A 25,290-nucleotide genomic window follows, 5' to 3' on the forward strand; every position below is an offset into this window, starting at 1 on the left:
TTGCAAGCACTAATTCATATTTGATATGTATTTACATTCGCTCCGTGCTTTCCTTGAAATTTTCGGCAGAAACCGCAGCTTCGGACGTGGCTTCCCGGATGCTTCCGATCGTCATGGAGAGCAGCTTCATTTCTTTCTCCGCGCTCATCATTCGATCTGCACTGGACTGTACGACATCAGAATGCTGGAGAACAGCTTGCTGGATTCCTCGGATTGTCTCTTCCCTTGCTTCGTCAGCTGTTGAACCTGATTAATAGATTCTACCACTTCCGTCGTGTTGGCTCTCGACTTGGATACGATACCGGCAATTCGGTTCACGGTCGTCCTCGTGTCCTCCGACAGGCGGCTTACCTCTTGGGCTATAACGGCAAAACCTTTCCCATGCTCTCCGGCGCGTGCTGCTTCAATGGTGGCATTTAAGGAAAGCAGCTTGATCTGGGAGGCTATTTCCTGAACACTCACCGCTATAACGGAAATCTGCCTCTTCTGAATTGCGCAGTTCTACTGCAGGCTGAACTTCATCTTCCAGACTCCTCTTCATCCATGCAAACGGACATTTCATACAGGCTGTGATCTCCATTCTATATAATAGATAGTTTCTAATACCTTAACTGACTTCAATCAAAGATTGTAATCATATTGGAACCAAATAAATAGAATGAATCCTTGAATATATGGCATATTCTGTACAGTAAGCTTGACTAATTTTCTACAAATCCTACATTTAAGGCTTTAGTTAGCCTCAAAGATCACAGGGGTATCACTGCAAATAGAAAAAGAGCCCGATCCAAGGGATCAGACTCTTTTATCAGGACATCACATTGTTGCTCGTTACAATACACTGTTGCTATATGCAAGGCTGTTCGAAGCCTTAATTATTTAATGATGGAAGCAACGGAACCAGCACCTACGGTACGGCCGCCTTCACGAATGGAGAACTTAGTTCCTTCTTCGATCGCGATTGGGCTGATCAGGTTAACCGTTACAGTGATGTTATCACCAGGCATAACCATTTCAGAACCTTCTGGCAAGTTGATCACACCAGTTACGTCCGTAGTACGGAAGTAGAACTGTGGACGGTAGCCAGTGAAGAAAGGCTTATGACGTCCGCCTTCTTCTTTGCTCAGTACGTATACTTGAGCTGTGAACTCAGTGTGTGGTTTAACGGAAGCAGGCTTAGCAAGTACTTGACCGCGCTCGATTTGAGTACGCTCAACACCACGAAGCAATGCACCGATGTTGTCACCAGCTTGTGCGGAATCCAGCAATTTACGGAACATTTCAACGCCCGTAACAACGGATTTTTTAGTTTCTTCAGCGATACCAACGATTTCGATCTCGTCACCAACTTTGATCGTACCACGCTCTACACGACCTGTAGCAACGGTACCACGACCAGTGATGGAGAATACGTCCTCGACAGGCATCAAGAAAGGCTTGTCAGTGTCGCGCTCAGGCAATGGGATGTACTCGTCGATTGTTTTGAACATTTCAACGATTTTTTGTGCCCATTCGCCTTCTGGGTTTTGCAGAGCTTCACGAGCGGAACCACGAGTGATCGGAGTGTCGTCGCCTGGGAAGTCGTACTCGCTCAGAAGGTCGCGAACTTCCATTTCAACCAATTCCAAGAGCTCTTCGTCTTCAACCATGTCGCATTTGTTCAAGAATACAACGATGTAAGGAACGCCTACTTGGCGGGACAACAGGATGTGCTCGCGAGTTTGCGGCATTGGGCCGTCAGCTGCGGATACAACCAGGATTGCTCCGTCCATTTGAGCAGCACCAGTGATCATGTTTTTAACATAGTCAGCGTGACCTGGGCAGTCAACGTGTGCATAGTGACGAGCATCAGTTTCATACTCTACGTGGGAAGTAGAGATTGTGATACCGCGTTCGCGCTCTTCTGGAGCTTTGTCGATTTGATCGAAGGACATTGCTGCGCCACCGTAAGTTTTGGACAATACAGATGTAATTGCAGCAGTCAAAGTTGTTTTACCATGGTCAACGTGACCGATAGTACCGATGTTAACATGGGGTTTCGTACGTTCGTATTTAGCCTTTGCCATTTGAACAATTCCTCCTTAAGGGGATTATATATGTTGGGCCGGAAGCGGAGTTAACGGGATGTTTGGTCCCGCCTCCTATCCAGCAGGTAAAACGTTATTATTCTCCGCCTTTGATCTTGGACACAATTTCATCGGAGATATTCTTAGGAACTTCTTCGTAGTGGGAGAGTTCCATTGAGAACACGCCGCGTCCTTGTGTACCGGAGCGAAGGGTAGTGGAGTAACCGAACATTTCGGAAAGAGGCACTTTCGCACGGATAATTTGAGTACCACCACGGGAGTCCATACCTTCGATACGTCCACGGCGGGAGTTCAGCATACCCATTACGTCGCCCATGTATTCCTCAGGCACGGTAACTTCAACTTTCATGATTGGCTCGAGCAGGACAGGCTTACACTTGTCTTTAGCTGCTTTCAGAGCCATGGAACCAGCGATTTTAAACGCCATTTCATTGGAGTCAACATCATGGTACGAACCGTCGACGATGGTTGCTTTAACGTCAACAAGCGGGAAGCCGGCAAGTACACCGTTCTTCATTTGCTCTTCAATACCTTGTTGTGCAGGACCAATGTATTCTCTTGGTACAGAACCACCGACAACCTTGCTGTCGAATTGGTTACCGCTACCAGGTTCCAGAGGTTCGAACTCAACCCATACGTGACCGTATTGACCACGACCACCGGACTGACGAACGAATTTACCTTCAACGCGAGCTGGCGCACGGAATGTTTCGCGGTAAGCTACCTGTGGTTTACCCACGTTGGTTTCTACCTTGAACTCACGACGCATACGGTCAATGATGATGTCCAAGTGAAGCTCACCCATACCTGCCAAGATCGTTTGGCCAGTTTCTTCATCGGTATGCGCACGAAGAGTTGGATCCTCTTCCGTCAACTTACCGAGAGCCACGCCCATTTTATCTTGGTCAGCTTTTGTTTTAGGCTCAACTGCGATTTCGATAACCGGATCAGGGAAGTTCATGGACTCCAGGATAACCGGGTTTTTCTCATCACATAGTGTATCACCTGTGCCCGTATCTTTCAAACCTACGGCAGCTGCGATATCTCCGGCAAATACTTCGGAAATTTCTTGACGGCTGTTCGCATGCATTTGAAGGATACGACCAATGCGCTCACGCTTGCCTTTTGTTGCATTCAGTACGTAAGAACCGGATTGCAGTACGCCGGAATATACGCGGAAGAATGTCAGCTTACCAACGTAAGGGTCGGTTGCGATTTTGAATGCCAAAGCCGAGAACGGCTCCTCATCGGAAGAATGCCGAATAGCTTCAGTTCCGTCTTCAAGGGTACCCTTGATGTCTGGAACGTCAGTTGGAGCCGGCAAATAATCGATTACGGCATCAAGCATCAACTGAACGCCTTTGTTACGGTAAGAAGATCCACAGATAACCGGGAAGATCTTAACTTCGACAACACCTTTACGCAGAGCAGCTTTCAACTCAGCGATGGTGATTTCTTCACCTTCAAGATATTTCATTGTCAAGTCTTCGTCAAGTTCTGCTACCTTCTCAACCAACTCGTTGCGAAGCTCTTCCACTTGATCCTTGAATTCTGCTGGAATTTCGGTTTCTTCGATATTTTGACCGAGGTCATCCTTATACATATAAGCTTTTTCCTCGATAATATCGATGATGCCAATGAAATCGTTCTCTGCACCGATCGGAAGCTGAATTGCTACCGCATTCGCCTGCAGGCGCTCTCTCATATCTTTAACTACGTTCAAGTAGTCGGCACCGATAATATCCATTTTGTTTACGTATGCGATCCGCGGAACTCCGTAACGGTCTGCTTGTCTCCAAACAGTCTCCGACTGAGGTTCAACGCCCTCTTTCGCACTGAATACACCTACTGCCCCATCCAATACACGAAGGGAACGTTCAACTTCTACTGTGAAGTCAACGTGCCCCGGGGTGTCGATAATATTAACGCGATGACCCTTCCAAGAAGCGGTAGTCGCAGCGGACGTAATCGTGATACCGCGCTCCTGCTCCTGTTCCATCCAGTCCATTGTAGCTGCACCCTCGTGAACTTCCCCGATTTTGTGCGTACGGCCTGTATAGAACAAAATCCGCTCTGTCGTGGTCGTTTTACCAGCGTCAATATGCGCCATGATCCCGATATTACGTGTATTTTTCAAGGAGAACTCTCTTGTCGCCATGCGAATAGTCTCCCTTCAAAATTTGAAGTATAAATTAGTTGCTGAATCCTACCAACGGTAGTGAGCAAACGCTTTGTTCGCTTCAGCCATTTTGTGCGTGTCTTCGCGTTTCTTAACGGAAGCGCCTGTGTTGTTGGAAGCGTCGATGATCTCAGCCGCCAAACGCTCTTCCATCGTCTTCTCACCGCGGTTGCGGGAGTAGTTTACGAGCCAACGTAATCCAAGGGATGTACGTCTCTCTGGTTTAACTTCGATCGGAACCTGGTAGTTAGCACCGCCGACACGACGAGCTTTAACTTCCAATACTGGCATGATGTTCTTGATAGCTGCTTCAAACACTTCCATCGGATCATTACCAGTACGTTCCTTGATGATGTTGAACGAATTGTAAAGGATGCTTTGAGCAACACCTCTTTTACCATCCAACATGATGCGGTTGATCAGACGAGTTACCAGTTTGCTGTTATACACCGGATCTGGCAGCACGTCTCTTTTAGTTACTGGACCTTTGCGTGGCATGGATATCCCCCTTTCTTCAGTCATGAGTCATGTTTAGAAAACATGAGCATCAATTAGCTTTTTGCTTTAGGACGCTTCGTGCCGTATTTGGAACGAGCTTGCATCCGGTTGTTTACACCAGCGGTATCAAGTGCGCCGCGAACGATATGGTAACGTACACCCGGAAGGTCTTTTACCCGTCCACCGCGAACCAATACAACACTGTGCTCTTGCAAGTTATGTCCGATACCCGGAATGTAAGCCGTCACCTCAATGCGGTTCGTCAAGCGAACACGAGCATATTTACGAAGTGCGGAGTTCGGTTTTTTCGGCGTCATCGTGCCTACACGAGTGCATACACCGCGTTTTTGCGGAGCGCTCAAGTCGGTCTCCTCACGTTTCAAAGCGTTAAAACCTTTTTGAAGAGCTGGAGATTTCGATTTGTAAACTTTAGCTTGACGGCCCTTGCGAACCAGTTGGTTAATTGTTGGCATGCTAGCCACCCCCTTCCCGTATTTATCATTCGATTACGAACCCGTTTAAGTCCACAGACCCAGGCGGTTCATAAAAGAACAAATGAAAAGTTTTTGCCGAGAGAAGTAACGCCTTCTCCAACAAAAACGATTTCTCAAATCATGATTTCAAGACAGCTACCATAGCTGCACCGACTTCAATACCGCATGCTTCTCCAAGCTCTGTCATCGTGGGTACATAGTTGATATGCACGCCATTCTTATCACACTCGGATACGACTTTTGAAATCAAACGCTGGTCGCAATCTTCAGCCACATAAACCTCAGCGGCCAGACCAGATTCAACGGCCTTCATCGTTTGTTTGGTGCCAATCTTGATGTGTGCATCCTGTAATCCTTTATCATTAGACACAAGTCATTCCTCCAAAAGAACAGGGAACAAAGAAACTATTCACGCACCTTTGCTATATTAGCATCTGCCCTAAACGATGTCAAGCTATTAAATCAGGAAAAAGAAACATTGGAACAGGGAGATTCATCGTCTTACGACGCGTCATCTCCCCGTCACCTGACTGTCTCTTAATCTATAGAAGCTGTTTCGAGTTCCTGACTTTCGTCATTCACATCGTCCTGTCCCTCGAACTTCACGCTGCGGTAACGGTTCATACCGGTACCTGCAGGGATCAGCTTACCAATGATAACATTCTCTTTCAGACCAAGCAGCTGATCGACTTTGCCCTTGATGGCAGCGTCAGTCAACACGCGAGTTGTCTCCTGGAAGGAGGCTGCTGACAAGAACGAATCGGTTTCGAGAGATGCCTTCGTAATACCGAGGAGAACCGGTTTGGCAACCGCTGGTTCTTTCCCGGAAAGAATAGCGTCTTTATTAGCTGTTTCGTATTCATGCATATCCACGAAGGAGCCTGGCAGCAGGTTCGTATCCCCCGCATCCACGATACGGAATTTACGCAGCATCTGTCTGATCATAACTTCAACGTGTTTATCGTTAATTTCTACGCCTTGGTTACGGTATACGCGTTGAACTTCCTGAAGGATGTAGTTCTGCACGCCACGGATACCCTTGATGCGAAGCATTTCCTTCGGATCAATGGAACCATCGGTCAGTTCATCCCCGGCTTCAATGTGCTTGCCTTCGCTTACGCGCAGACGAGAGCCGTAGGTAACCGCGTAGACCTTAGTCTCAGCTTCACCTTGCACTTCGATTTCACGACGGTCCTTCGTTTCGCGGATCTCTTTAACCACGCCGTCGATCTCACTAATGGTCGCTTGACCTTTAGGATTACGGGCTTCAAAGAGCTCCTGGATACGCGGAAGACCTTGCGTAATATCATCACCGGCAACGCCGCCTGTGTGGAACGTACGCATCGTGAGCTGCGTTCCCGGTTCGCCGATGGATTGGGCTGCGATAATACCAACCGCTTCACCAATCTCAACATGCTTACCAGTAGCCAGGTTACGACCGTAACATTTTTTGCAGACGCCATAACGTGCACGGCAGCTCAAGATGGAACGGATTTGAAGCTGCTCGACACCAGCCGCCACGATCTCTTCAGCTTTGTCGGAATCAATCAATTCGTTGCGATTAACGATGATCTCTTTGGTTTCCGGATGACGAACGGTTTCAAATGCATAACGTCCCTCGATACGGTCATAGAGATCCTCGATTACTTCCTTGCCGTCCTGAATACGGCTAACCATAAAGCCTTTATCCGTGCTGCACTCGTCTTCGCGAACGATGACATCCTGGGCCACGTCGACAAGTCGACGAGTCAAGTAACCGGAGTCAGCGGTACGAAGCGCTGTATCGGCAAGACCTTTACGCGCACCGTGCGTGGACAGGAAGTACTCGAGTACCGTCAGTCCCTCACGGAAGTTCGATTTGATCGGGAGTTCGATGATACGGCCCGACGGGTTCGCCATCAGACCCCGCATGCCACCGAGCTGGGTGATCTGCGATTTGTTACCCCGCGCCTTGGAATCCACCATGAGCATGATGGAGTTAAAGCGATCCATCGACTTCATGAGTACATCCGTAATATCGTCTTTGGTCTTGGACCAGATGTCGATAACGCGGTCATAACGTTCTTCGTTCGTGATCAAGCCGCGGCGATATTGGTTCGTTACCACTTTAACCTTCTCGTCGGACTCTTTCAGAATTTCGTTCTTCTCGTCAGGTACGATAACGTCGGATACCGCAACGGTTACGCCTGCACGGGTAGAGTATGTGAAACCGATCTGCTTGATTTTATCCAAAATCACAGAGGTTTCCGTTGTATGGTACGTTTCAAAACAGCGTGCAATGATGGAACCCAGGTATTCTTTGCCAACAGCTCCGCTGACCGGCAGCTCCTGGATCACTTTTTGAATATCTGCACCCTTCTCGTATACGAAATACTTCTCAGGCGTGCCTTGCAGCAGGTTCGTACGAGTCGCTTCATTGATGTACGGGAAGCTGGCAGGGAAAATCTCGTTAAAGATAATCCGGCCGATCGTCGTAATCAAAATCGCATCCTGCTGTTTGTCGGTGAAGCTGGTTTTGCCAAGGGCTTTAACCGGAATCGCTACGCGTGCATGCAGACCGGCTGCTTCACGCTGATAAGCGGAAACCGCTTCGTTCACGCTGCCCAGAATCATGCCGGTACCTTTCTCTTCCTTGTTATCCATTGTCAGATAGAAGGAACCCAGTACCATATCCTGAGACGGCGTAACAACCGGCTTACCGTCTTTCGGGTTCAAAATGTTGCCCGATGCCAGCATCAACAGACGTGCTTCAGCTTGAGCCTCAGCGGACAAAGGAACGTGAACCGCCATTTGGTCACCGTCAAAGTCAGCGTTATACGCCGTACATACGAGCGGGTGAAGACGGATCGCATGGCCCTCAACCAGAATCGGTTCAAATGCTTGAATACCGAGTCTGTGAAGCGTCGGTGCACGGTTCAGAAGAACCGGATGCTCTTTAATGACTTCCTCGAGCACATCCCATACTTCTGGACTTACACGTTCTACTTTGCGTTTCGCACTCTTGATATTATGTGCCAGACCTTTGTTGACCAGCTCTTTCATCACGAACGGCTTGAAGAGCTCGAGCGCCATTTTCTTAGGCAGACCGCATTGGTACATTTTCAGGTAAGGACCTACGACGATAACGGAACGACCAGAGTAGTCAACCCGTTTACCGAGCAAGTTCTGACGGAAACGTCCTTGTTTACCCTTCAGCATGTGGCTGAGGGATTTAAGCGGACGGTTACCCGGACCTGTTACCGGACGGCCGCGGCGGCCGTTGTCGATCAGTGCATCGACAGCTTCCTGCAGCATGCGCTTCTCGTTTTGAACAATGATATCCGGCGCGCCGAGATCCAGCAGTCTTTTCAGACGGTTGTTCCGGTTAATAACACGGCGGTACAGATCGTTCAAGTCGGAAGTCGCAAAACGTCCGCCATCAAGTTGAACCATCGGACGAAGCTCCGGCGGAATGACCGGCAGCACATCCATGATCATCCATTCCGGATTGTTGCCGGAGTTGCGGAACGCCTCAATCACTTCCAGGCGTTTGATCGCCCGGTTGCGGCGCTGACCTTGTGCAGTGCGCAGTTCTTCCTTAAGGAATTCAAGCTCTTTCTCAATATCAATGTCTTGAAGAAGTTTCTTGACCGCTTCAGCACCCATGCCGGCTTGGAAGCCGTAGCCATACTTCTCACGGTAGCTGCGGTATTCCTTCTCGGACAGCAATTGCTTCTTCTCCAGCGGCGTATCTCCTGGATCGGTCACAACATAAGATGCGAAGTAAATGATCTCCTCAAGAGATCTTGGGGACATATCCAGAGCCAGACCCATGCGGCTTGGAATGCCTTTGAAATACCAAATGTGCGAAACAGGAGCTGCGAGCTCGATATGGCCCATCCGTTCGCGGCGGACTTTGGCGCGCGTGACTTCAACGCCGCAGCGATCGCAGACTACTCCTTTATAACGGACACGCTTATACTTACCGCAATGACATTCCCAGTCCTTCTGAGGACCGAAAATACGCTCACAGAAGAGGCCTTCTTTCTCCGGCTTCAATGTACGGTAGTTAATCGTTTCCGGCTTCTTCACCTCTCCGCGAGACCAAGAACGGATTTTTTCCGGTGAAGCAAGACCGATTTTCATGTACTCAAAATTGTTAACGTCCAACAAGGAGCAACCCTCCTCAACCTAGTCCTATTTATGTGCTGTACGACCATAACACCACCGCCGACTAATCAGCCGACGGGGGTGAATGATTGACCGTTATTCCACTCCGACTTCAGCGCCTTCCAAGTTAAGGCTCAGTTTATCACCTTGAGCATCGTCTTCGTCATCGAGTTCTTTCATCTCGATTTCCTCTTCGTTCTCGCTCAGGATTTTAACATCCATACCGAGAGACTGAAGCTCTTTAATCAACACCTTGAACGATTCAGGAACACCCGGTTCCGGAACGTTCTCGCCCTTGACGATCGATTCGTAGGTTTTCACCCGGCCGACCACGTCATCGGACTTGACGGTAAGAATTTCCTGCAGCGTATAGGCAGCACCGTAAGCTTCAAGCGCCCATACTTCCATCTCACCGAAGCGCTGTCCGCCGAACTGGGCTTTACCACCCAGCGGCTGCTGCGTAACGAGGGAGTATGGTCCCGTGGAACGGGCGTGAATTTTATCATCAACCATGTGCGCGAGCTTGATCATGTGCATGACGCCGACGGTAACTTCACGTTCAAAACGTTCGCCCGTCCGTCCGTCGTACAACACGGTCTTACCATTGCGCTGCATGCCTGCTTCTTCCATCGTATCAAACACGTCATACTCGCTTGCACCGTCGAATACTGGTGAAGCCACGTGAATGCCGAGCTGGAGCGCAGCCATACCCAAGTGAACCTCAAGCACCTGACCGATGTTCATCCGTGATGGAACCCCCAGAGGGTTCAACACAACTTGAACCGGCGTGCCATCCGGCAGGAACGGCATGTCTTCTTCTGGCAAAATACGGGCAACGACACCTTTGTTACCGTGACGTCCGGCCATTTTGTCGCCTTCGGAGATTTTACGTTTCTGTGCGATGTAGACGCGAACCAATTGGTTGACGCCCGGCGGCAACTCGTCGCCGTTTTCACGCGTAAACACCTTCACATCCACGATGATTCCGTCACTACCGTGAGGAACGCGCAGCGAGGTATCGCGTACTTCGCGAGCCTTCTCACCGAAGATCGCATGCAAGAGACGTTCCTCTGCCGTCAGCTCGGTTACTCCCTTAGGCGTTACCTTACCAACAAGAATGTCGCCAGCGCTGATTTCGGCACCGATGCGGATAATTCCGCGCTCATCAAGGTTCTTGAGCGCTTCTTCCCCTACGTTAGGGATATCACGCGTAATTTCCTCCGGACCGAGCTTCGTGTCACGAGCCTCGGATTCGTACTCCTCGATATGGATCGAAGTGTACACGTCCTCTTTGACCAGCTTCTCGGAGAGAAGAATCGCATCCTCGTAGTTGTAGCCTTCCCAAGTCATGAACGCAACGACAACGTTGCGGCCCAGTGCCAATTCGCCCATCTCGGTGGATGGTCCGTCCGCCAGGATGTCACCTTTTTTGATCACATCGCCGCGCTTGACGATTGGACGCTGATTGATGCATGTTCCTTGGTTCGAACGCATAAATTTGTGTAATTTATATTTAACAATATCGCCTTTGACTTCTTGTCCGTCGATATTTTCCACGCGACGGAGCCAGATTTCGTTGGCGGATGAACGTTCAATAATCCCGTCGTATTTGGATACAATACATACACCGGAGTCTTTCGCAGACTTATGCTCCATCCCGGTTCCGACGAGCGGAGCCTTAGGAATAAGAAGCGGAACAGCCTGCCGCTGCATGTTCGATCCCATCAGCGCGCGGTTGGAGTCATCGTTCTCGAGGAACGGAATGAGCGCCGTCGCAACCGACACGACCTGCTTAGGCGATACGTCCATGTAGTCTACACGGTCGCTCGGCATCGGAAGGATGTTGTCGGATTGCTTGTTATAACGGACGATTACCATTTCGTCAGCGAAGGTACCGTCTTCGTTGAGTTCGGCGTTCGCCTGGGCAACGATGTAGTTATCCTCTTCGTCTGCCGTCAAGTAATCGATTTGGTCCGTTACTTTGCTGGTCTTCGGATCCACCCAACGATAAGGAGCTTCAATGAAGCCATACTCGTTGATGCGCGCAAATGTCGACAAGGAGTTGATCAGACCGATGTTCGGTCCCTCCGGCGTCTCGATCGGACACATACGGCCATAGTGACTGTGGTGAACGTCCCGCACTTCAAAGCCCGCACGCTCACGCGTCAAACCGCCCGGTCCGAGAGCAGACAGACGACGTTTATGCGTCAATTCCGCAAGCGGGTTGGTCTGATCCATGAACTGAGACAGCTGGGAGCTGCCGAAGAACTCTTTAATCGATGCGATAACCGGACGGATGTTGATCAGCGCCTGCGGCGTAATCACGTTTGCGTCCTGGATCGACATTCTTTCACGAACAACCCGTTCCATCCGGGACAAACCGATACGGAACTGGTTCTGAAGCAATTCGCCTACGGAACGCAATCGACGATTACCCAGGTGATCGATATCATCCGTGTTGCCGATTCCATGCAGCAAGTCAATGAAATAACTGATGGAAGAGATGATATCCGCCTGCGTAATATGTTTTACGGATTTATCGATATTTGCATTGGCGATGATTTTCACGACTTTCCCATCCTCGATCGGAGAGAATACGTCGATCGTTTGCAGCGGGATATCCTCGCTGTCCATCACGCCGCCGGTAACATGATAATTCTTGAAGCCTACGCTCTTCTCAAGGTAAGGCATAATCTCGTCCAAAAGACGACGGTCTACGGTTTGACCGGCTTCCGCAACGATCTCACCCGTATCGATGTCTATCAAACTTTCTGCCAAACGTTGATTAAAGAGACGGTTCTTAATATGAAGCTTCTTGTTGATCTTATAACGACCAACGTTAGCCAGATCATAACGCTTCGGATCGAAGAAACGGGCAACGAGAAGGCTCTTCGCATTCTCCAGTGTTGGCGGCTCGCCCGGGCGAAGGCGTTCATAGATTTCAATGAGCGCTTTTTCCGTGGAGTCCGTGTTGTCTTTATCCAGCGTATTTTGAATATATTCATCATTGCCCAGAAGATCCAAAATCTCGGCATCCGTGCCAAAACCAAGCGCACGTAAAAGCACCGTTACAGGGATTTTACGGGTGCGGTCGATCCGGACATAAATAATGTCCTTCGCGTCCATCTCCAGTTCCAGCCAAGCGCCGCGGTTAGGGATAACTGTTGCAGTGTACGTCGTCTTACCGTTTTTATCCACTTTCGTGCTGAAATAGACGCTGGGAGAGCGAACCAACTGGCTGACAATAACCCGTTCGGCACCATTGATAATGAATGTTCCGGTTTCCGTCATTAACGGGAAGTCTCCCATGAACACTTCCTGCTCCTTGACCTCTCCGGTCTCCTTGTTAATGAGCCGGACTTTCACGCGGAGCGGCGCCGCATAAGTAACGTCGCGTTCTTTCGCGTCATCGACGGTGTATTTCGGTTCTCCAAGGCTGTAGTCAATGAACTCTAGCACCAAATTGCCCGTGAAATCCTGAATCGGCGAGATGTCCTGGAACATTTCGCGGAGTCCTTCCTCCAAAAACCATTCATAAGATTTTTGTTGGATTTCAATCAGGTTCGGAACTTCGAGTACCTCGTTAATACGAGCATAACTTCGCCGAGTGCGTCGACCATATTGAACAAGATGTCCTGCCAACTTAAACTCACCCCTCATGTCTACTCACTTTAAAAATTTCATTGCGAACCTCTGTTTGTAACACTATAATGGAACATACAGAGGACACTCCCATAAATAGAGAAAAGCCCTTATCGAATACCTTTTCGAAAAAAGAGCAGCTTATCCATGGTTATGATAATCATCTCATATCCTGTAGATTTGCCCAAAATGTACATATTATACGTCAATATGACCGACTTTATGCGTATTTCCGCATAATAAGTCTTGACATTTCAGCCAACTAAAGACAAAGAGACCATCCTAATACTGACATTTTATAATAATACCATACCAGCATACCCAAGTCAACAGCCTAGTCGAACTATTTTAAGAAGATTTCGTCGCTTTGAATATTCGGTACCCTTTATCCTTCGTTACTTCCTCAACCTGGTCGAATAAACTCTCCAGCTTCGCTTTTGCCGAAGGCGCACCCTGCTTCTTCTGAATCACAACCCACAACTGTCCATTCTCGCGCAGATGTTTCCATGATTCCTCGAATATGGCATGCACCGTTTCTTTCCCCGCACGAATCGGCGGATTGGTCAGAACCACATCAAATTGCTGATCCTTCACCGCCTCAAACAAGTCGCTTTCTAAGATCGTAACGTTGATTATACCGTTGCGCTTCGCATTCTCTTTGGCCAATTCGACAGCGCGGCTATTGATGTCGATCATCGTCACATGACCTTGCGAGGCCATTCTTGCCGCCGTTAGACCGATCGGGCCGTACCCGCACCCTACGTCCAGCACCTGGGCATCCTGCCCAAAATCCATGGCGTCTATTAACACCTTGCTGCCATAATCCACGCCGCCCTTGGAGAATACGCCGGCGTCGCTGATCAAACTAAATGACTGCCCCCGAAGTTCCGTCTTTAGCTCCTTACGATCATGAGCAATCTCCGGCTGGTTTGAGTAATAATGTTGATTCGGCATCATTTCCTCCGTTTTGAATCAAATTCTGCCCGCCTAAGGCATATCGGCCTTAAGCGCTCCATTATTCCAGTATAACCTTTCCTGCGGAGAATCAGTACGCGTTGAACTCCCCGCCACAATAACAAACCCCTTGAACAAATATTCAAGGGGTTTGCTTCTTGCTGACATTCATCTAGAGAAGTAATTACTTCACTTCTACGGATGCGCCTGCTTCTTCCAATTTAGCTTTAACAGCTTCAGCTTCTTCTTTAGCTACTTTTTCTTTCAATGGTTTTGGAGCGTTGTCAACCAGTTCTTTTGCTTCTTTCAAGCCAAGACCTGTGATTTCGCGAACCACTTTGATTACGTTGATTTTGGACGCGCCTGCGCTAGTCAGGATTACGTCGAATTCGGATTGCTCTGCTTCAGCAGCTGCACCAGCGCCACCTACAACAGCTACTGGAGCTGCAGCAGTTACACCAAATTCTTCTTCGATTGCTTTTACGAGATCGTTCAGTTCCAGAACAGACATACCTTTAATTGCTTCCAAGATTTGCTCTTTGCTCATTTAAGTTGAACCTCCATTTATTATTAAGATTTGATAGTTGTTGTTACACAGCTTCAGCAAGACAAGTCTTATGCGCCTTGTTCTTCCTTCTCAGCAACGGCTTTAACTGCAAGCGCGAAGTTGCGCACTGGAGCTTGAAGCACGCTGAGGAGCATGGAGAGGAGACCTTCGCGGGACGGAAGTTCTGCCAGAGCTTTGATTTCGCTCTCTCCGATTACACGGCCTTCTACTACGCCGCCTTTCAATTTCAACGCGTCGTTTTTCTTAGCAAAATCGTTGAGGATTTTTGCTGGAGCGACAGCGTCATTGGTACCAAAAGCAACAGCTGTAGGACCAGTCAGGACTTCGTCCAGATCAGTCAGCTCTGCTGCCGCAGTTGCACGGCGAAGCAGCGTGTTTTTCAGTACTTGGAACTCGACGCCAGCTTCACGAAGCTGCTTACGAAGTTCAGTTACTTGCGCAACGTTCAGTCCGCGATAGTCAGCAACTACTGTAGATACGCTCTCGCGCAGCTTAGCAGCAACGACATCAACCGCTTCTTGTTTCGCTTGAATCACTTTTGCGTTTGCCAATGATTACACCTCCTGGTTGTATTAGTAGCGTAAGAGCACCAAGCTCTCCGCTCTTCCTACGGGCACTAAAAAAGCCTCCGTAGAATCACGAAGGCCTGATGAATCATCATTTGGCCGGTACAACCGGACAAATTGTTGACGTTCTATCATAACACCTCGGTAGGAAATTAAGCCTGCTTAGGGCACCTACTGTCTACGGTAAGCATATTCAACTTTAAGGGTCAGTCTCGAAGACTCACAACTGTTACATAATATCAAACCTCATTGACCAAAGTCAATGGTAATATTATCTGTAAACGGTTGTGTTCACGCGAGCGCTTGGTCCCATCGTCGAGGAAACAGCGATACCTTTCAGGTATACACCTTTAGCAGCAGCTGGTTTCGCACGATTCAATGCATCGATGAGAGCTTTGAGGTTCTCATTCAATTGAGCTGCATCGAAAGACACTTTACCGATTGGCGCGTGAATTTGACCTGCTTTGTCCAGACGGTACTCGATTTTACCGGCTTTGATTTCTTGAACAGCCTTGGCAACATCGAATGTAACCGTACCAGCTTTAGGGTTAGGCATCAGGCCTTTACCACCGAGCAGACGGCCAAGTTTACCGACTTCACTCATCATATCAGGTGTAGCTACGCAGACATCGAACTCGAACCAGCCTTGTTGGATTTTGTTGATCATGTCCTGATCGCCAACAAAATCAGCGCCAGCCGCTTCAGCCTCTTTCGCTTTTTCACCTTTTGCAAATACCAGAACGCGTTGTGTTTTACCTGTGCCGTGAGGCAAGACAACAACACCACGAACAGCCTGGTCTTGTTTACGCGGGTCTACGCCCAAACGCACAGCCGCTTCAACAGTTTCGTCGAATTTGGCAGTTGCAGCCTTCTTCACAAGCTCCACAGCTTCCAAAGGCTCATAAGTTGCTTCGCTGTCAATCAGCTTGGCAGCTTCAACGTATTTCTTACCGTGTTTAGCCATGTTTGTTTTCCTCCTTTGTGGTGTTAGCGGAAATTCCTCCCACATAATCCGAACCTCGTCCGGTTTCAACCGAAAGACGATTAGTCTTCGATTGTGATACCCATACTACGGGCAGTACCTTCTACCATCTTCATTGCAGCTTCAACAGATGCAGCGTTCAGGTCAGGCATTTTTTGCTCAGCGATTTGACGAACAGCGTCACGCTTAACGGTAGCCACCTTCTTCTTGTTAGGCTCGCCGGATCCTTTTTCGATCTTAGCAGCCACACGAAGCAGAACAGCAGCCGGTGGAGTTTTCGTGATGAACGTAAAGGAACGATCTTCAAACACCGAAATTTCAACCGGAATGATCAGACCAGCTTGATCAGCAGTACGTGCGTTGAATTCTTTACAGAATGCCATGATGTTGACACCCGCTTGACCCAATGCAGGACCTACTGGAGGAGCCGGATTCGCTTTACCTGCAGGAATTTGCAGTTTCACAATCTTGATAACTTTCTTAGCCATGGTTGACACCTCCTTGCATCAATAGTGGTAGACGGACGCTTATTTACGCCCTCCCACAAGAAACCTGAAGAATCAAATCTTCTCCACTTGAGTATAATCCAACTCCAGCGGGGTTTCCCGTCCAAACATGTTGACGTGAACTTTCAACTTGCTCTTTTCAGCCAAAATCTCTTCCACGGAGCCCACAAAATTCGCAAAAGGACCAACCTTGATACGAACGGATTCCTTGATGTCGAATTCGATCTTCGGTTTCGGCTCTTCCATGCCCATATGCTTCAGAATCTGTTCCACTTCTTCCGGAAGCAAAGGCGTCGGTTTAGAACCGGACCCTGTCGAACCAACAAAACCGGTCACTCCTGGCGTATTGCGGACAACATACCAAGAATCATCGGTCTGAATCATTTCGACCAAGACATATCCCGGGTAAACTTTACGCATGACGGTTTTTTTCTTGCCGTCTTTGTTTACGATTTCTTCTTCCATCGGAACAAGAACGCGGAATATTTTGTCCTCCATGCCCATGGACTCGACACGTTTTTCCAAATTGGCTTTGACTTTATTCTCATACCCAGAATAGGTATGAACTACGTACCATCTTTTTTCCATATCAAGCCACCTGGGACCCTTCTAAATTATCGCTTCGATCACAGCGGAAATACCGATGTCTACAACCCAAAAATAAATCGTGACAAACACAATGGTGCCTAGAACAATGAGAGTATAGTTCGTCAGTTCTTTACGATTGGGCCAGCGAACTTTTTTAAGTTCCGCCCAGCTTTCAGAGAAAAAGGAAAACAGAGACTTGAAACCACGTTTCACGCCGACTACACCTCCAAAAGAAAACTATCTGGTTTCGCGATGAGGAGTTTGCTCGTTACAGAACTTGCAAAATTTCTTCATCTCCATGCGGTCGGGGTGATTTCGCTTGTTTTTGGTGGTTGTGTAGTTTCTTTGTTTGCAGCTTGTACAAGCCAAAGTGATAATTACCCGCATGATGTGCACCTCCCGAAGACGTCCTTCTTTGTCAGAAGAATCGATATTGATCCTAGTAGAAACAACCTTATTCTCATCGAAAACCGGTTATTTCTGCGAGATGAATAAAACCGTTGTTCCAAAAGCTGTAACAACGATCCATTCATAAAACACGCGAATTTAGGCCTACCTAAAACACTTTATCACAAGGATAGCGCCATTTCAAGCCTTTTTCTCTCTGATTGCGGGCTGCAATAAATGCCATTGCCAGCTAAACCAGGGAATAAGTCCCCGGCATATTGTACACCTTCCGCTGTAAAAAACTGTGGCGTTTCACAGTCTTTGTCCATCTTGCGTAGCATTTAGCCTATATCCAGTATGTTCAATCTTTCAACAGATGAAACACCAAATATTGCACATCATGCGAAAATGGACATCTCTGAATTGCATCCTATCACGTCTGCCGACAAAAGAGCATGGCGGTAAAGCATGCAAAGATCCTTCACCGGCCATCCCGAAATACGATGCTGCAATTAAAAAAAGGCTCTGATTGAGCCTTCTGCTTCTTGTCCGACATTTGCTTTAATTATCCCTGACCTCCAGATAACGCTCAAGCTTTCGCTTTACCCGCTGGAGGGCATTGTCAATCGATTTCACGTGACGCCTCAAATCTACCGCGATCTCTTGATAGGAACGACCGTCCAAATAAAGCATCAAGACTTTCCGTTCCAGATCGCTTAAGATCTCTGACATCTTGTCTTCCAGGCCGACAAACTCCTCCTGATTGATGATCAGCTCCTCGGGATCGCTTACCGCTGTACCGCAAATGACATCCAGCAGCGTACGGTCCGAATCCTCGTCATAAATCGGCTTGTCCAGAGAGACATACGAATTGAGCGGAATATGCTTCTGTCTCGTAGCGGTCTTGATCGCCGTAATGATCTGCCTGGTAATGCAGAGCTCGGCAAAGGCCTTGAACGAGGACAGCTTATCCCCTTTAAAATCACGAATTGCCTTGTACAGCCCGATCATGCCTTCCTGGACGATATCCTCCCGGTCGGCGCCAATCAGAAAATAGGAACGGGCTTTAGCACGTACAAAATTCCGGTACTTATTGATCAAATACTCCAGCGCCCCGCTGTCACCCTCGCGGACCGCCTCGACAATGTCTTCATCGCTTATCACATCATACCCTGACAACATGACTTCCTTGAGGTCCACACTCAATAGAATCCCTCCGGCCCGGAACGCACGGTAGCCCGTCACTCGCTTGAAATATATGACAAGTATATATGATGTCTACTAGACCGTCAACCACGTTCTACCTAAAATAGACCGATAATAACATTTAATGTAAACTATTTCGTAGATTCATATATTGTTTCATTCTCCAAACGAGCCGCCCTTTCGTCCCCCATGGTGTAAAACTTGTGCTACTCCCTTCGCCAGCGCTCGAACGCCTGTCTCACATCCGGCGGCAGCTTCCCGTCAAGCGTATTTCTGCTCTTGGTATGCTCTTTCGTAATCTTCTGCTTCACTTCGCGCTCGCTCTGCTCGACCTCGCTCAGCAATTCCCGGGCGGACAGCCGGAGTGCTCCCCTAGCAAAAATGACGTGCTGCTCGATTAAATCGCTGGTCGCCACATAAATTTTACGCCGTCGATGGCTAAACTCGCCGACCAGCCGCTCAATGCACTCGTCGGCGGTTTCCTTCTCTTTCGTAAAAAACACCTGCACCTTGCCTTGCGTGTAGGATTTACCCAAGCCTGGGACCCGGTACGCGTCAAAAATCACCACGACTCTGAGCCCAGAATACGCTTGGTAATCCGCTAATTTCTCAAGCAGCAAGTCCCGCGCTTCGTGCATGCTGCTATTGGCAAGCTTCGCAAGATGCGGCCAGCCGCCGATCATGTTATAACCGTCGACCAGCAGCACATCCCGCCAATCGGCCATCATCGCTAACCTTGCAGGCGGCGACGGCGAAGCACTTCGTACATGACGACGCCTGCGGCAACCGAGGCGTTTAGCGAATTGATTTTTCCGGCCATCGGCAGTTTCACAAGCACATCGCATTTCTCGCGGATCAGACGCCCCATCCCTTTATTCTCATTGCCGATAACGATGGCGACCGGCCCGTCAAAAACCTCGGTATCATACAATTCCTGAACGGCATCGACCACGGTTCCGACAACCCAGACGCCCATTTCCTTCAGCTGATCGATGGTTTGGCCCAGATTGGTCACTCTGGCTACAGGCACATACTCCACCGCGCCGGCCGATGTTTTGGATACCGTTGCCGTTACCTGCGCGGATCTGCGCTTAGGCAGTATGACGCCGTGAGCGCCCGTGCAGTCGGCCGTTCGGAGAATCGATCCGAGATTGTGCGGATCCTCGATCTCGTCCAGAAGCAGCAGGAAAGGCGGCTCGCCCTTTTCCTCCGCGGCCTTCAGCAAATCGTCCACTTCCACATAAGCATAGGGTGCCGCCTGGGCAACCACGCCTTGATGCTGGACTCCCGGAACCATCTGATCCAGCTTCCGTTTGTCCACATGCTGAATGACGATGCCCAGCTTCTTCGCTTCCGCGATGATCGGCAGGGTCAGATGCTTTTGCGCGTTTTCGGCAATCCATATTTTGTTGATCGTGCGTCCGGATTTGAGCGCTTCCGTGACGGAGTGCTTACCGGCTACTACTTCCTCTTCTTGCATCATGTAGGTCTCCTCCTGCATATCAGCCGGCGTCCCCCTCGCTTGGGAAAACCGGCTGTATCGTTTCAATGTTGATGCCTATATTGCCACACGGTTTATTTAACGGACCCCTCGATAAACTCGATGCTCTTTCCGATGAGTTCTCGGAGACGGTCCTGCTCTCCCGCATAATATAAATACCCAACCAGCGTCTCGAATGCCGTTGCATGCCGATATTCCAGCACGTCGGCATTCTTCGGTATGCTGCCTGATTTGGCATTGCGCCCCTGACGCACCACATCGCGCTCTTCTTCCGTCAGCTCCGGATCCAGAAAAGCCAATATCCTGCTCTGCGCCTTCGCCGACACGAAGCTCGTGGCCGAACGGTGCAAGTGATGGGGACGGAGATTGGCCCGTGATATCAGAAACTGCCTCACCGCCAACTCATAAATGGCATCCCCGATGTAAGCGAGCACGATGGGCGGAATTAAACGGGCCGGCTTCGACGGCGGAAAATCAAACCAGCCTACTGCAGGATCCTGATGCTTATCCCCGCTCATTTACGCCGCCAGCGCATGCCCTGCGCCGTATCCTCCAGCACGATGCCCTCGTCCGCCAGCTTGTCGCGGATTTCGTCCGCTCGGGCCCAGTTTTTATTCTTGCGGGCTTCGACACGTTCGGCAATCAGCGCTTCGATTTCCTCATCCAGCAATTCATCCGTACCTGTGTTCACGATGCGGAGCACGCTGTTCATTTCGTTGAAAGCACGCAGCACTTCATGCAGATTCGCGGCAGGAATCGATGCTTCCTTCAGCAGCTGATTCGCCTCGCTAGCCCATTGGAACATCGCGGTGATGGCGTCCGGCGTGTTGAAATCGTCCTGCATTTTCTCGTGAAATTCGACAAGCACGGCCGATATTTTGTCGGCTACGTCCTGGCTGACTTGATCGTCCTTGGAGCCGATCGCCGTGCCCAATCGATGTTCGACGTTTGCCGCCGCATTCGCGAGGCGTTCCACGCTGTTCTGCGCCTGTTCCATCACCTCGTCGCTGTAATTCAGCGGGTTGCGGTAGTGGGTGGACAACATGAAATAGCGCACGGCTTCTTTCGTATATTGTTCGCGAAGTTCCTTAACCAATACGCCGTTGCCCAGCGATTTCGACATTTTCTCGTTGTTGATGCGGATATATCCATTATGCATCCAATAGTTCGCGAGCGGTTTGCCCGTCAATACCTCGGACTGCGCCACTTCGCATTCATGGTGCGGGAACTGCAGATCCTGGCCGCCGCCGTGGATATCCAAGGTATCCCCGAGATAGCGGCGAGCCATGGCGGAGCACTCGATATGCCAGCCCGGGCGGCCGTCGCCCCATGGACTGCTCCAGTAGATCTCTCCCGGCTTCGCGGCTTTCCACAGGACGAAGTCCTCCGGATTTTCCTTTCGTTTATCCACTTCGATCCGGATCCCGAACTGCAGCTCATCGAGGTTCTGCTGGGACAGCTTACCGTAGTCGTCGAACTTGCGGGTCCGGTAGAATACGTCTCCACCGTTCTCATAAGCAAAGTCGCGGTCAATAAGCTCCTGGATGAATTCGATGATGCTCTCCATATTGTCCGTTACCCGCGGATTCAATGTCGCTCTGGGTATGCCGAGACCGTCCAAATCCTCGTAATATGCGTTGATGAACTTCTCCGCAACCTCCGGAACCGTCGTCCCGGTTTGCTCCGCTTTCCGAATCATTTTGTCATCCACATCCGTGAAGTTCACCACGTAGTTCACGTCGTTGCCCTGATTCTCGAAGTACGCTCGAACCACGTCGAAGAAAATCATCGGCCGGGCATTGCCGATATGGATATAGTCGTACACGGTAGGACCGCATACGTAGATCTTTACCTTTCCGGGTTCCTGGGCAACAAACGTTTCTTTCATGCGGGTTAGCGTGTTATAGATTTGCAGTGCCATATTGTATCATCTCAATCCTTTCGTTCCATCGCTTATTGTCTTTTACTTCAAAGCCTGCATAACGCATTGATTCATTTTGAAGATGATGTATCGAAATCGCTATATGAAGTCAGGCGATGCATCGTCCAAGGCATCCAAGGTTACGGGAGTTTATTCTATTCTTCCTTGGCCGAAGACACGACAGCCTCGGAAACCATCGCTTGATGCGAGCTTCCCTTGCTCTCATCCAGTTCCGCCCGGAGCTGGTAGATCTCCTTCTGCATCGAACGGAGCGTATCGACAATCGGATCGGGCAGATTCGTGTGATCCAGCCGGTCGCGCACCCGCTCCCCGTTCTGTTTCACGACTTTGCCGGGATTGCCGACAACGGTACTGTTCGGGGGCACGGGCCTTAATACGACCGCATTGGATCCGATGTTACAGTTATCCCCAATCGTAAAAGAACCTAGCACTTTCGCTCCGGATCCGATGACCACGTTGTTGCCGATGGTCGGATGCCGCTTGCCTTTTTCCTTACCGGTTCCCCCAAGGGTCACCCCCTGGTAAATCACCACGTCGTCTCCGATCTCGCAGGTCTCTCCAATGACAACCCCCATGCCATGGTCGATGAACAGCCGATTCCCGATACGGGCGCCCGGATGAATCTCGATGCCTGTCATAAACCGGCTGATCTGAGATATGATCCGTGCCAGCGTATACCACCGCCGCTTGAATAATGCATGAGCCACCCGGTGCGCCCACAGGGCGTGAAGTCCCGAGTAGGTGAATACCACTTCAAAAAGTCCCCGGGCAGCCGGGTCATTCTCGAACACTGTCCGAATATCCGATTTCATCTGTTTAAACATGAACGCTCCCTCTTTCCCCTCTTCCAATCGCGCATGCAGCTTGCCATCCATCGTTATTCCTGTAATAAAAAACGCCCCTGCAGCTTATCGCTGCAGAGGCGCTAGACCGCGGTTCCACTCTGCTTCGAACCGGCATAAGACTCCTCCCTTCGTCAGGGACGGATTCTACCGATTCTCTTCATGTCATTAACGGCAGACGACCGGCATGATCTAACGATTGCGTTCGCTTCAACCATGCAGCTCACAGGTGCATTTCCGCTGCAGGCGACGGGACAACTCTCAGCCGGCAAATTCAAGTGGTCCTTGTCTTCTGCCGATTGTCCTCTCTGGAACGTGCCTGTTTTACGCGTACTTCTCCTGATCGTAGCTTTTTAAACGTTTATATTTGTTGATCCAGGCTTCATAAATGACCGCGTGGCTCACTAGAGACGCTGCGCTGACGGATCGTGTTTCCGATCGCTGTTGCCTTCCGAATTTCTTTAACGATATTAATTAGGTTGAAATCGGAAGGCAAAGGCGAACGCTTCGCTTCTCCAGCACAATTCCGTCCTCTGACGCTACTTCCCTGTATGAGTAAATGCACCATTTAATAAAACCCTTAGATCAAAGAATATTTCACATATAGTTTGGTGTAATTATAACTGATGATATACGGGCTGACAAGGAACGTTTATTGCGGATGCCGCCCGACTTATGCGCCTTTGATCTGGGAACGCAAACGGTCAAGCACGCGATCCCTGCCAAGCAGCCAGATCGTCTGGTTCAAGTCGCGGCCATGGGTTTGTCCCGTCAAGGCTACGCGGATCGGCATGAAGAGCTGTTTGCCCTTAAACCCGGTCTCCTTCTGGACTTCCTTGATCATGGCAGCGATCTTCTGCGCGTTAAACTCATCGGACTGTTCGATCTTCGCCAGGAATGCGGACAGTACGGCAGGCACCTGCTCGCCGCCCATCACTTCGATCCCCTCGGCATCCAGCTCCAGGTGCGTGCGGAAGAATACTTCCGACAGATCCACGATATCCGAAGCCGCCGTCATCTGCTCCTGATAGAGCGCCACGAGCGCGCGTGCCCATTCCTCCTGCTCGGCCGTAAGCTCGGACGGCAAACGGCTGGCTTTCTGCAAATGCGGAATGGCCAAATCGGCGATCCGGTCCGGATCCGCGTTCTTAATGTACGTGTTATTCATATGAGCCAGCTTGTTCGTGTCGAATACCGCCGGGCTCTTGGACAGGCGATGCTCATCGAAGATCGAGATCAGCTGCTCTTGGGAGAACACTTCCTCTTCCCCTTCCGGAGACCAGCCCAGCAGCGAGATGAAGTTGAACAGCGCTTCAGGCAAATAACCAAGCTGGTCATACTGCTCGATGAACTGGATGATCGATTCGTTGCGCTTGCTCAGCTTCTTGTGATCCTCGCCCACGATCAGGGTCATATGCCCGAACTGAGGGGGCTCCCACCCGAAGGCTTCATAGATCATCAGCTGACGCGGCGTATTGGAGATATGATCCTCCCCGCGCAGCACATGGCTGATCTTCATGAGATGATCATCCAAAGCTACTGCAAAATTGTAGGTAGGAATGCCGTCTTTTTTGACGATGACGAAGTCGCCCGTCTCTTTGCTGTTAAACGAAATCGTGCCCTTCACCATATCGTCGAAGGTGTAGACGCGGTCTTCCGGCACGCGGAAGCGGATGCTCGCCACGCGGCCTTCAGCCTCAAGCGCCTGGCGCTGCTCTTCGGTCAAATCGCGATGCTTTCCGGAATAGCGCGGCGTTTCGCCCCGAGCCATCTGCTCTTCCCGCTCCTGCTCCAGCTCTTCCTCCGTGCAGTAGCAGCGGTAAGCAAGCCCGCGATCCAGAAGGTCCTGCCAATATTGTTTATAAATATCAAGGCGTTCGGTCTGGCGATAAGGTCCGTACTCGCCCCCGACATCCACGCTCTCGTCCCAATCCATGCCCAGCCACTTCAAGTACTTCAGCTGGCTCTGCTCGCCGCCTTCCACGTTGCGTTTCACATCCGTATCTTCGATGCGGATAATGAATTTCCCGTTGTTCTTGCGGGCGAATAAATAATTGAATAATGCCGTTCTGGCATTGCCGATATGTAAATGTCCCGTTGGACTCGGTGCATAGCGCACGCGGACTTCTCCGGTCATTGTAACCCCTCCGCTTCCCTATTCTACAAAGTTTCCCCGTTCAAAAACTCCCTTTTTGAACG

24 protein-coding genes and 1 other annotated feature are annotated in these 25,290 nt (G+C 49.8%); of the genes, 1 reads left to right on the forward strand and 23 read right to left on the reverse strand.

Going from position 1 to position 25,290, the window contains the following annotated elements:
• Positions 1 to 147 precede the first annotated feature (147 nt).
• The 22 genes from M1D70_RS28420 to cysE form a co-directional block, all read right to left on the reverse strand.
• Entirely contained in the window at positions 148 to 462 is a 315-nt protein-coding gene (locus M1D70_RS28420; RefSeq protein ID WP_456288530.1) for a methyl-accepting chemotaxis protein, read from the reverse strand.
• Between the two features lie 413 nt (positions 463 to 875).
• Positions 876 to 2,066 (reverse strand): elongation factor Tu, encoded by a 1,191-nt coding sequence (gene tuf, locus M1D70_RS28425; protein WP_009591967.1) that lies wholly within the window; start codon positions 2,064 to 2,066, stop codon positions 876 to 878.
• 97 nt (positions 2,067 to 2,163) lie between these two features.
• Positions 2,164 to 4,245 carry an elongation factor G gene (gene fusA, locus M1D70_RS28430; protein ID WP_090914106.1) on the reverse strand — a complete coding sequence of 694 codons (2,082 nt, stop codon included), beginning with the start codon at positions 4,243 to 4,245 and terminating at the stop codon, positions 2,164 to 2,166.
• 48 nt (positions 4,246 to 4,293) lie between these two features.
• Positions 4,294 to 4,764, reverse strand: a complete 471-nt coding sequence (rpsG, locus tag M1D70_RS28435) for a 30S ribosomal protein S7 (protein WP_006212929.1) — start codon at positions 4,762 to 4,764, stop codon at positions 4,294 to 4,296.
• A gap of 53 nt (positions 4,765 to 4,817) precedes the next feature.
• Positions 4,818 to 5,237 carry a 30S ribosomal protein S12 gene (gene rpsL, locus M1D70_RS28440; RefSeq protein ID WP_006212930.1) on the reverse strand — a complete coding sequence of 140 codons (420 nt, stop codon included), beginning with the start codon at positions 5,235 to 5,237 and terminating at the stop codon, positions 4,818 to 4,820.
• Positions 5,238 to 5,376: 139 nt separating this feature from the next.
• Complete coding sequence (locus M1D70_RS28445) at positions 5,377 to 5,628, reverse strand: ribosomal L7Ae/L30e/S12e/Gadd45 family protein (RefSeq protein ID WP_009591977.1); 252 nt, start codon at positions 5,626 to 5,628, stop codon at positions 5,377 to 5,379.
• Positions 5,629 to 5,795: 167 nt separating this feature from the next.
• Positions 5,796 to 9,410 (reverse strand): DNA-directed RNA polymerase subunit beta', encoded by a 3,615-nt coding sequence (rpoC, locus tag M1D70_RS28450; protein ID WP_009592004.1) that lies wholly within the window; start codon positions 9,408 to 9,410, stop codon positions 5,796 to 5,798.
• Positions 9,411 to 9,503: 93 nt separating this feature from the next.
• On the reverse strand, positions 9,504 to 13,049 hold the full coding sequence (gene rpoB, locus M1D70_RS28455; protein WP_009591964.1) for a DNA-directed RNA polymerase subunit beta: 3,546 nt from the start codon (positions 13,047 to 13,049) through the stop codon (positions 9,504 to 9,506).
• 348 nt (positions 13,050 to 13,397) lie between these two features.
• Positions 13,398 to 14,003, reverse strand: a complete 606-nt coding sequence (locus M1D70_RS28460; protein ID WP_456288531.1) for a class I SAM-dependent methyltransferase — start codon at positions 14,001 to 14,003, stop codon at positions 13,398 to 13,400.
• A 184-nt stretch (positions 14,004 to 14,187) separates the two neighbouring features.
• Complete coding sequence (gene rplL, locus M1D70_RS28465; protein ID WP_009591984.1) at positions 14,188 to 14,550, reverse strand: 50S ribosomal protein L7/L12; 363 nt, start codon at positions 14,548 to 14,550, stop codon at positions 14,188 to 14,190.
• 68 nt (positions 14,551 to 14,618) lie between these two features.
• A complete protein-coding gene (rplJ, locus tag M1D70_RS28470) occupies positions 14,619 to 15,122 on the reverse strand; it encodes a 50S ribosomal protein L10 (protein WP_009591975.1) in 504 nt (167 codons plus the stop codon).
• A gap of 58 nt (positions 15,123 to 15,180) precedes the next feature.
• Positions 15,181 to 15,339 (reverse strand) — a sequence feature (ribosomal protein L10 leader region).
• A 69-nt stretch (positions 15,340 to 15,408) separates the two neighbouring features.
• Positions 15,409 to 16,101 carry a 50S ribosomal protein L1 gene (gene rplA / locus M1D70_RS28475; protein ID WP_009591966.1) on the reverse strand — a complete coding sequence of 231 codons (693 nt, stop codon included), beginning with the start codon at positions 16,099 to 16,101 and terminating at the stop codon, positions 15,409 to 15,411.
• Between the two features lie 80 nt (positions 16,102 to 16,181).
• A complete protein-coding gene (gene rplK / locus M1D70_RS28480) occupies positions 16,182 to 16,607 on the reverse strand; it encodes a 50S ribosomal protein L11 (RefSeq protein WP_006212938.1) in 426 nt (141 codons plus the stop codon).
• Positions 16,608 to 16,679: 72 nt separating this feature from the next.
• Entirely contained in the window at positions 16,680 to 17,213 is a 534-nt protein-coding gene (nusG, locus tag M1D70_RS28485) for a transcription termination/antitermination protein NusG (protein ID WP_006212939.1), read from the reverse strand.
• 21 nt (positions 17,214 to 17,234) lie between these two features.
• Complete coding sequence (secE, locus tag M1D70_RS28490) at positions 17,235 to 17,426, reverse strand: preprotein translocase subunit SecE (RefSeq protein ID WP_006212940.1); 192 nt, start codon at positions 17,424 to 17,426, stop codon at positions 17,235 to 17,237.
• Positions 17,427 to 17,450: 24 nt separating this feature from the next.
• Positions 17,451 to 17,600, reverse strand: coding sequence for a 50S ribosomal protein L33 (gene rpmG / locus M1D70_RS28495; protein WP_006212941.1), 150 nt, complete (start codon positions 17,598 to 17,600; stop codon positions 17,451 to 17,453).
• 561 nt (positions 17,601 to 18,161) lie between these two features.
• Positions 18,162 to 18,806 (reverse strand): RNA polymerase sporulation sigma factor SigH, encoded by a 645-nt coding sequence (gene sigH, locus M1D70_RS28500; RefSeq protein ID WP_006212942.1) that lies wholly within the window; start codon positions 18,804 to 18,806, stop codon positions 18,162 to 18,164.
• Positions 18,807 to 19,012: 206 nt separating this feature from the next.
• Complete coding sequence (locus tag M1D70_RS28505; protein WP_036662755.1) at positions 19,013 to 19,531, reverse strand: NYN domain-containing protein; 519 nt, start codon at positions 19,529 to 19,531, stop codon at positions 19,013 to 19,015.
• A gap of 5 nt (positions 19,532 to 19,536) precedes the next feature.
• A complete protein-coding gene (rlmB, locus tag M1D70_RS28510) occupies positions 19,537 to 20,289 on the reverse strand; it encodes a 23S rRNA (guanosine(2251)-2'-O)-methyltransferase RlmB (protein WP_009591980.1) in 753 nt (250 codons plus the stop codon).
• Positions 20,290 to 20,381: 92 nt separating this feature from the next.
• Entirely contained in the window at positions 20,382 to 20,825 is a 444-nt protein-coding gene (locus M1D70_RS28515; RefSeq protein ID WP_456288532.1) for a Mini-ribonuclease 3, read from the reverse strand.
• The gene (gene cysS / locus M1D70_RS28520) at positions 20,822 to 22,228 is read right to left on the reverse strand and encodes a cysteine--tRNA ligase (RefSeq protein ID WP_456288533.1); all 1,407 of its coding nucleotides are present in this window, start codon (positions 22,226 to 22,228) and stop codon (positions 20,822 to 20,824) included. The genes M1D70_RS28515 and cysS overlap by 4 nt, the downstream gene beginning before the upstream one ends.
• Before the next feature lie 155 nt (positions 22,229 to 22,383).
• Positions 22,384 to 23,073 (reverse strand): serine O-acetyltransferase, encoded by a 690-nt coding sequence (gene cysE / locus M1D70_RS28525; RefSeq protein ID WP_456288534.1) that lies wholly within the window; start codon positions 23,071 to 23,073, stop codon positions 22,384 to 22,386.
• Positions 23,074 to 23,253: 180 nt separating this feature from the next.
• On the opposite strand from cysE, the gene M1D70_RS28530 reads away from it, so the two are divergent.
• The gene (locus M1D70_RS28530; RefSeq protein ID WP_456288535.1) at positions 23,254 to 23,448 is read left to right on the forward strand and encodes a hypothetical protein; all 195 of its coding nucleotides are present in this window, start codon (positions 23,254 to 23,256) and stop codon (positions 23,446 to 23,448) included.
• Positions 23,449 to 23,764: 316 nt separating this feature from the next.
• Here the strand turns inward: M1D70_RS28530 and gltX are convergent, their stop codons facing one another.
• Complete coding sequence (gene gltX / locus M1D70_RS28535; protein WP_456288536.1) at positions 23,765 to 25,228, reverse strand: glutamate--tRNA ligase; 1,464 nt, start codon at positions 25,226 to 25,228, stop codon at positions 23,765 to 23,767.
• Positions 25,229 to 25,290 lie beyond the last annotated feature (62 nt).

The sequence above is a fragment of the Paenibacillus sp. AK002 genome (genome assembly GCF_053903045.1).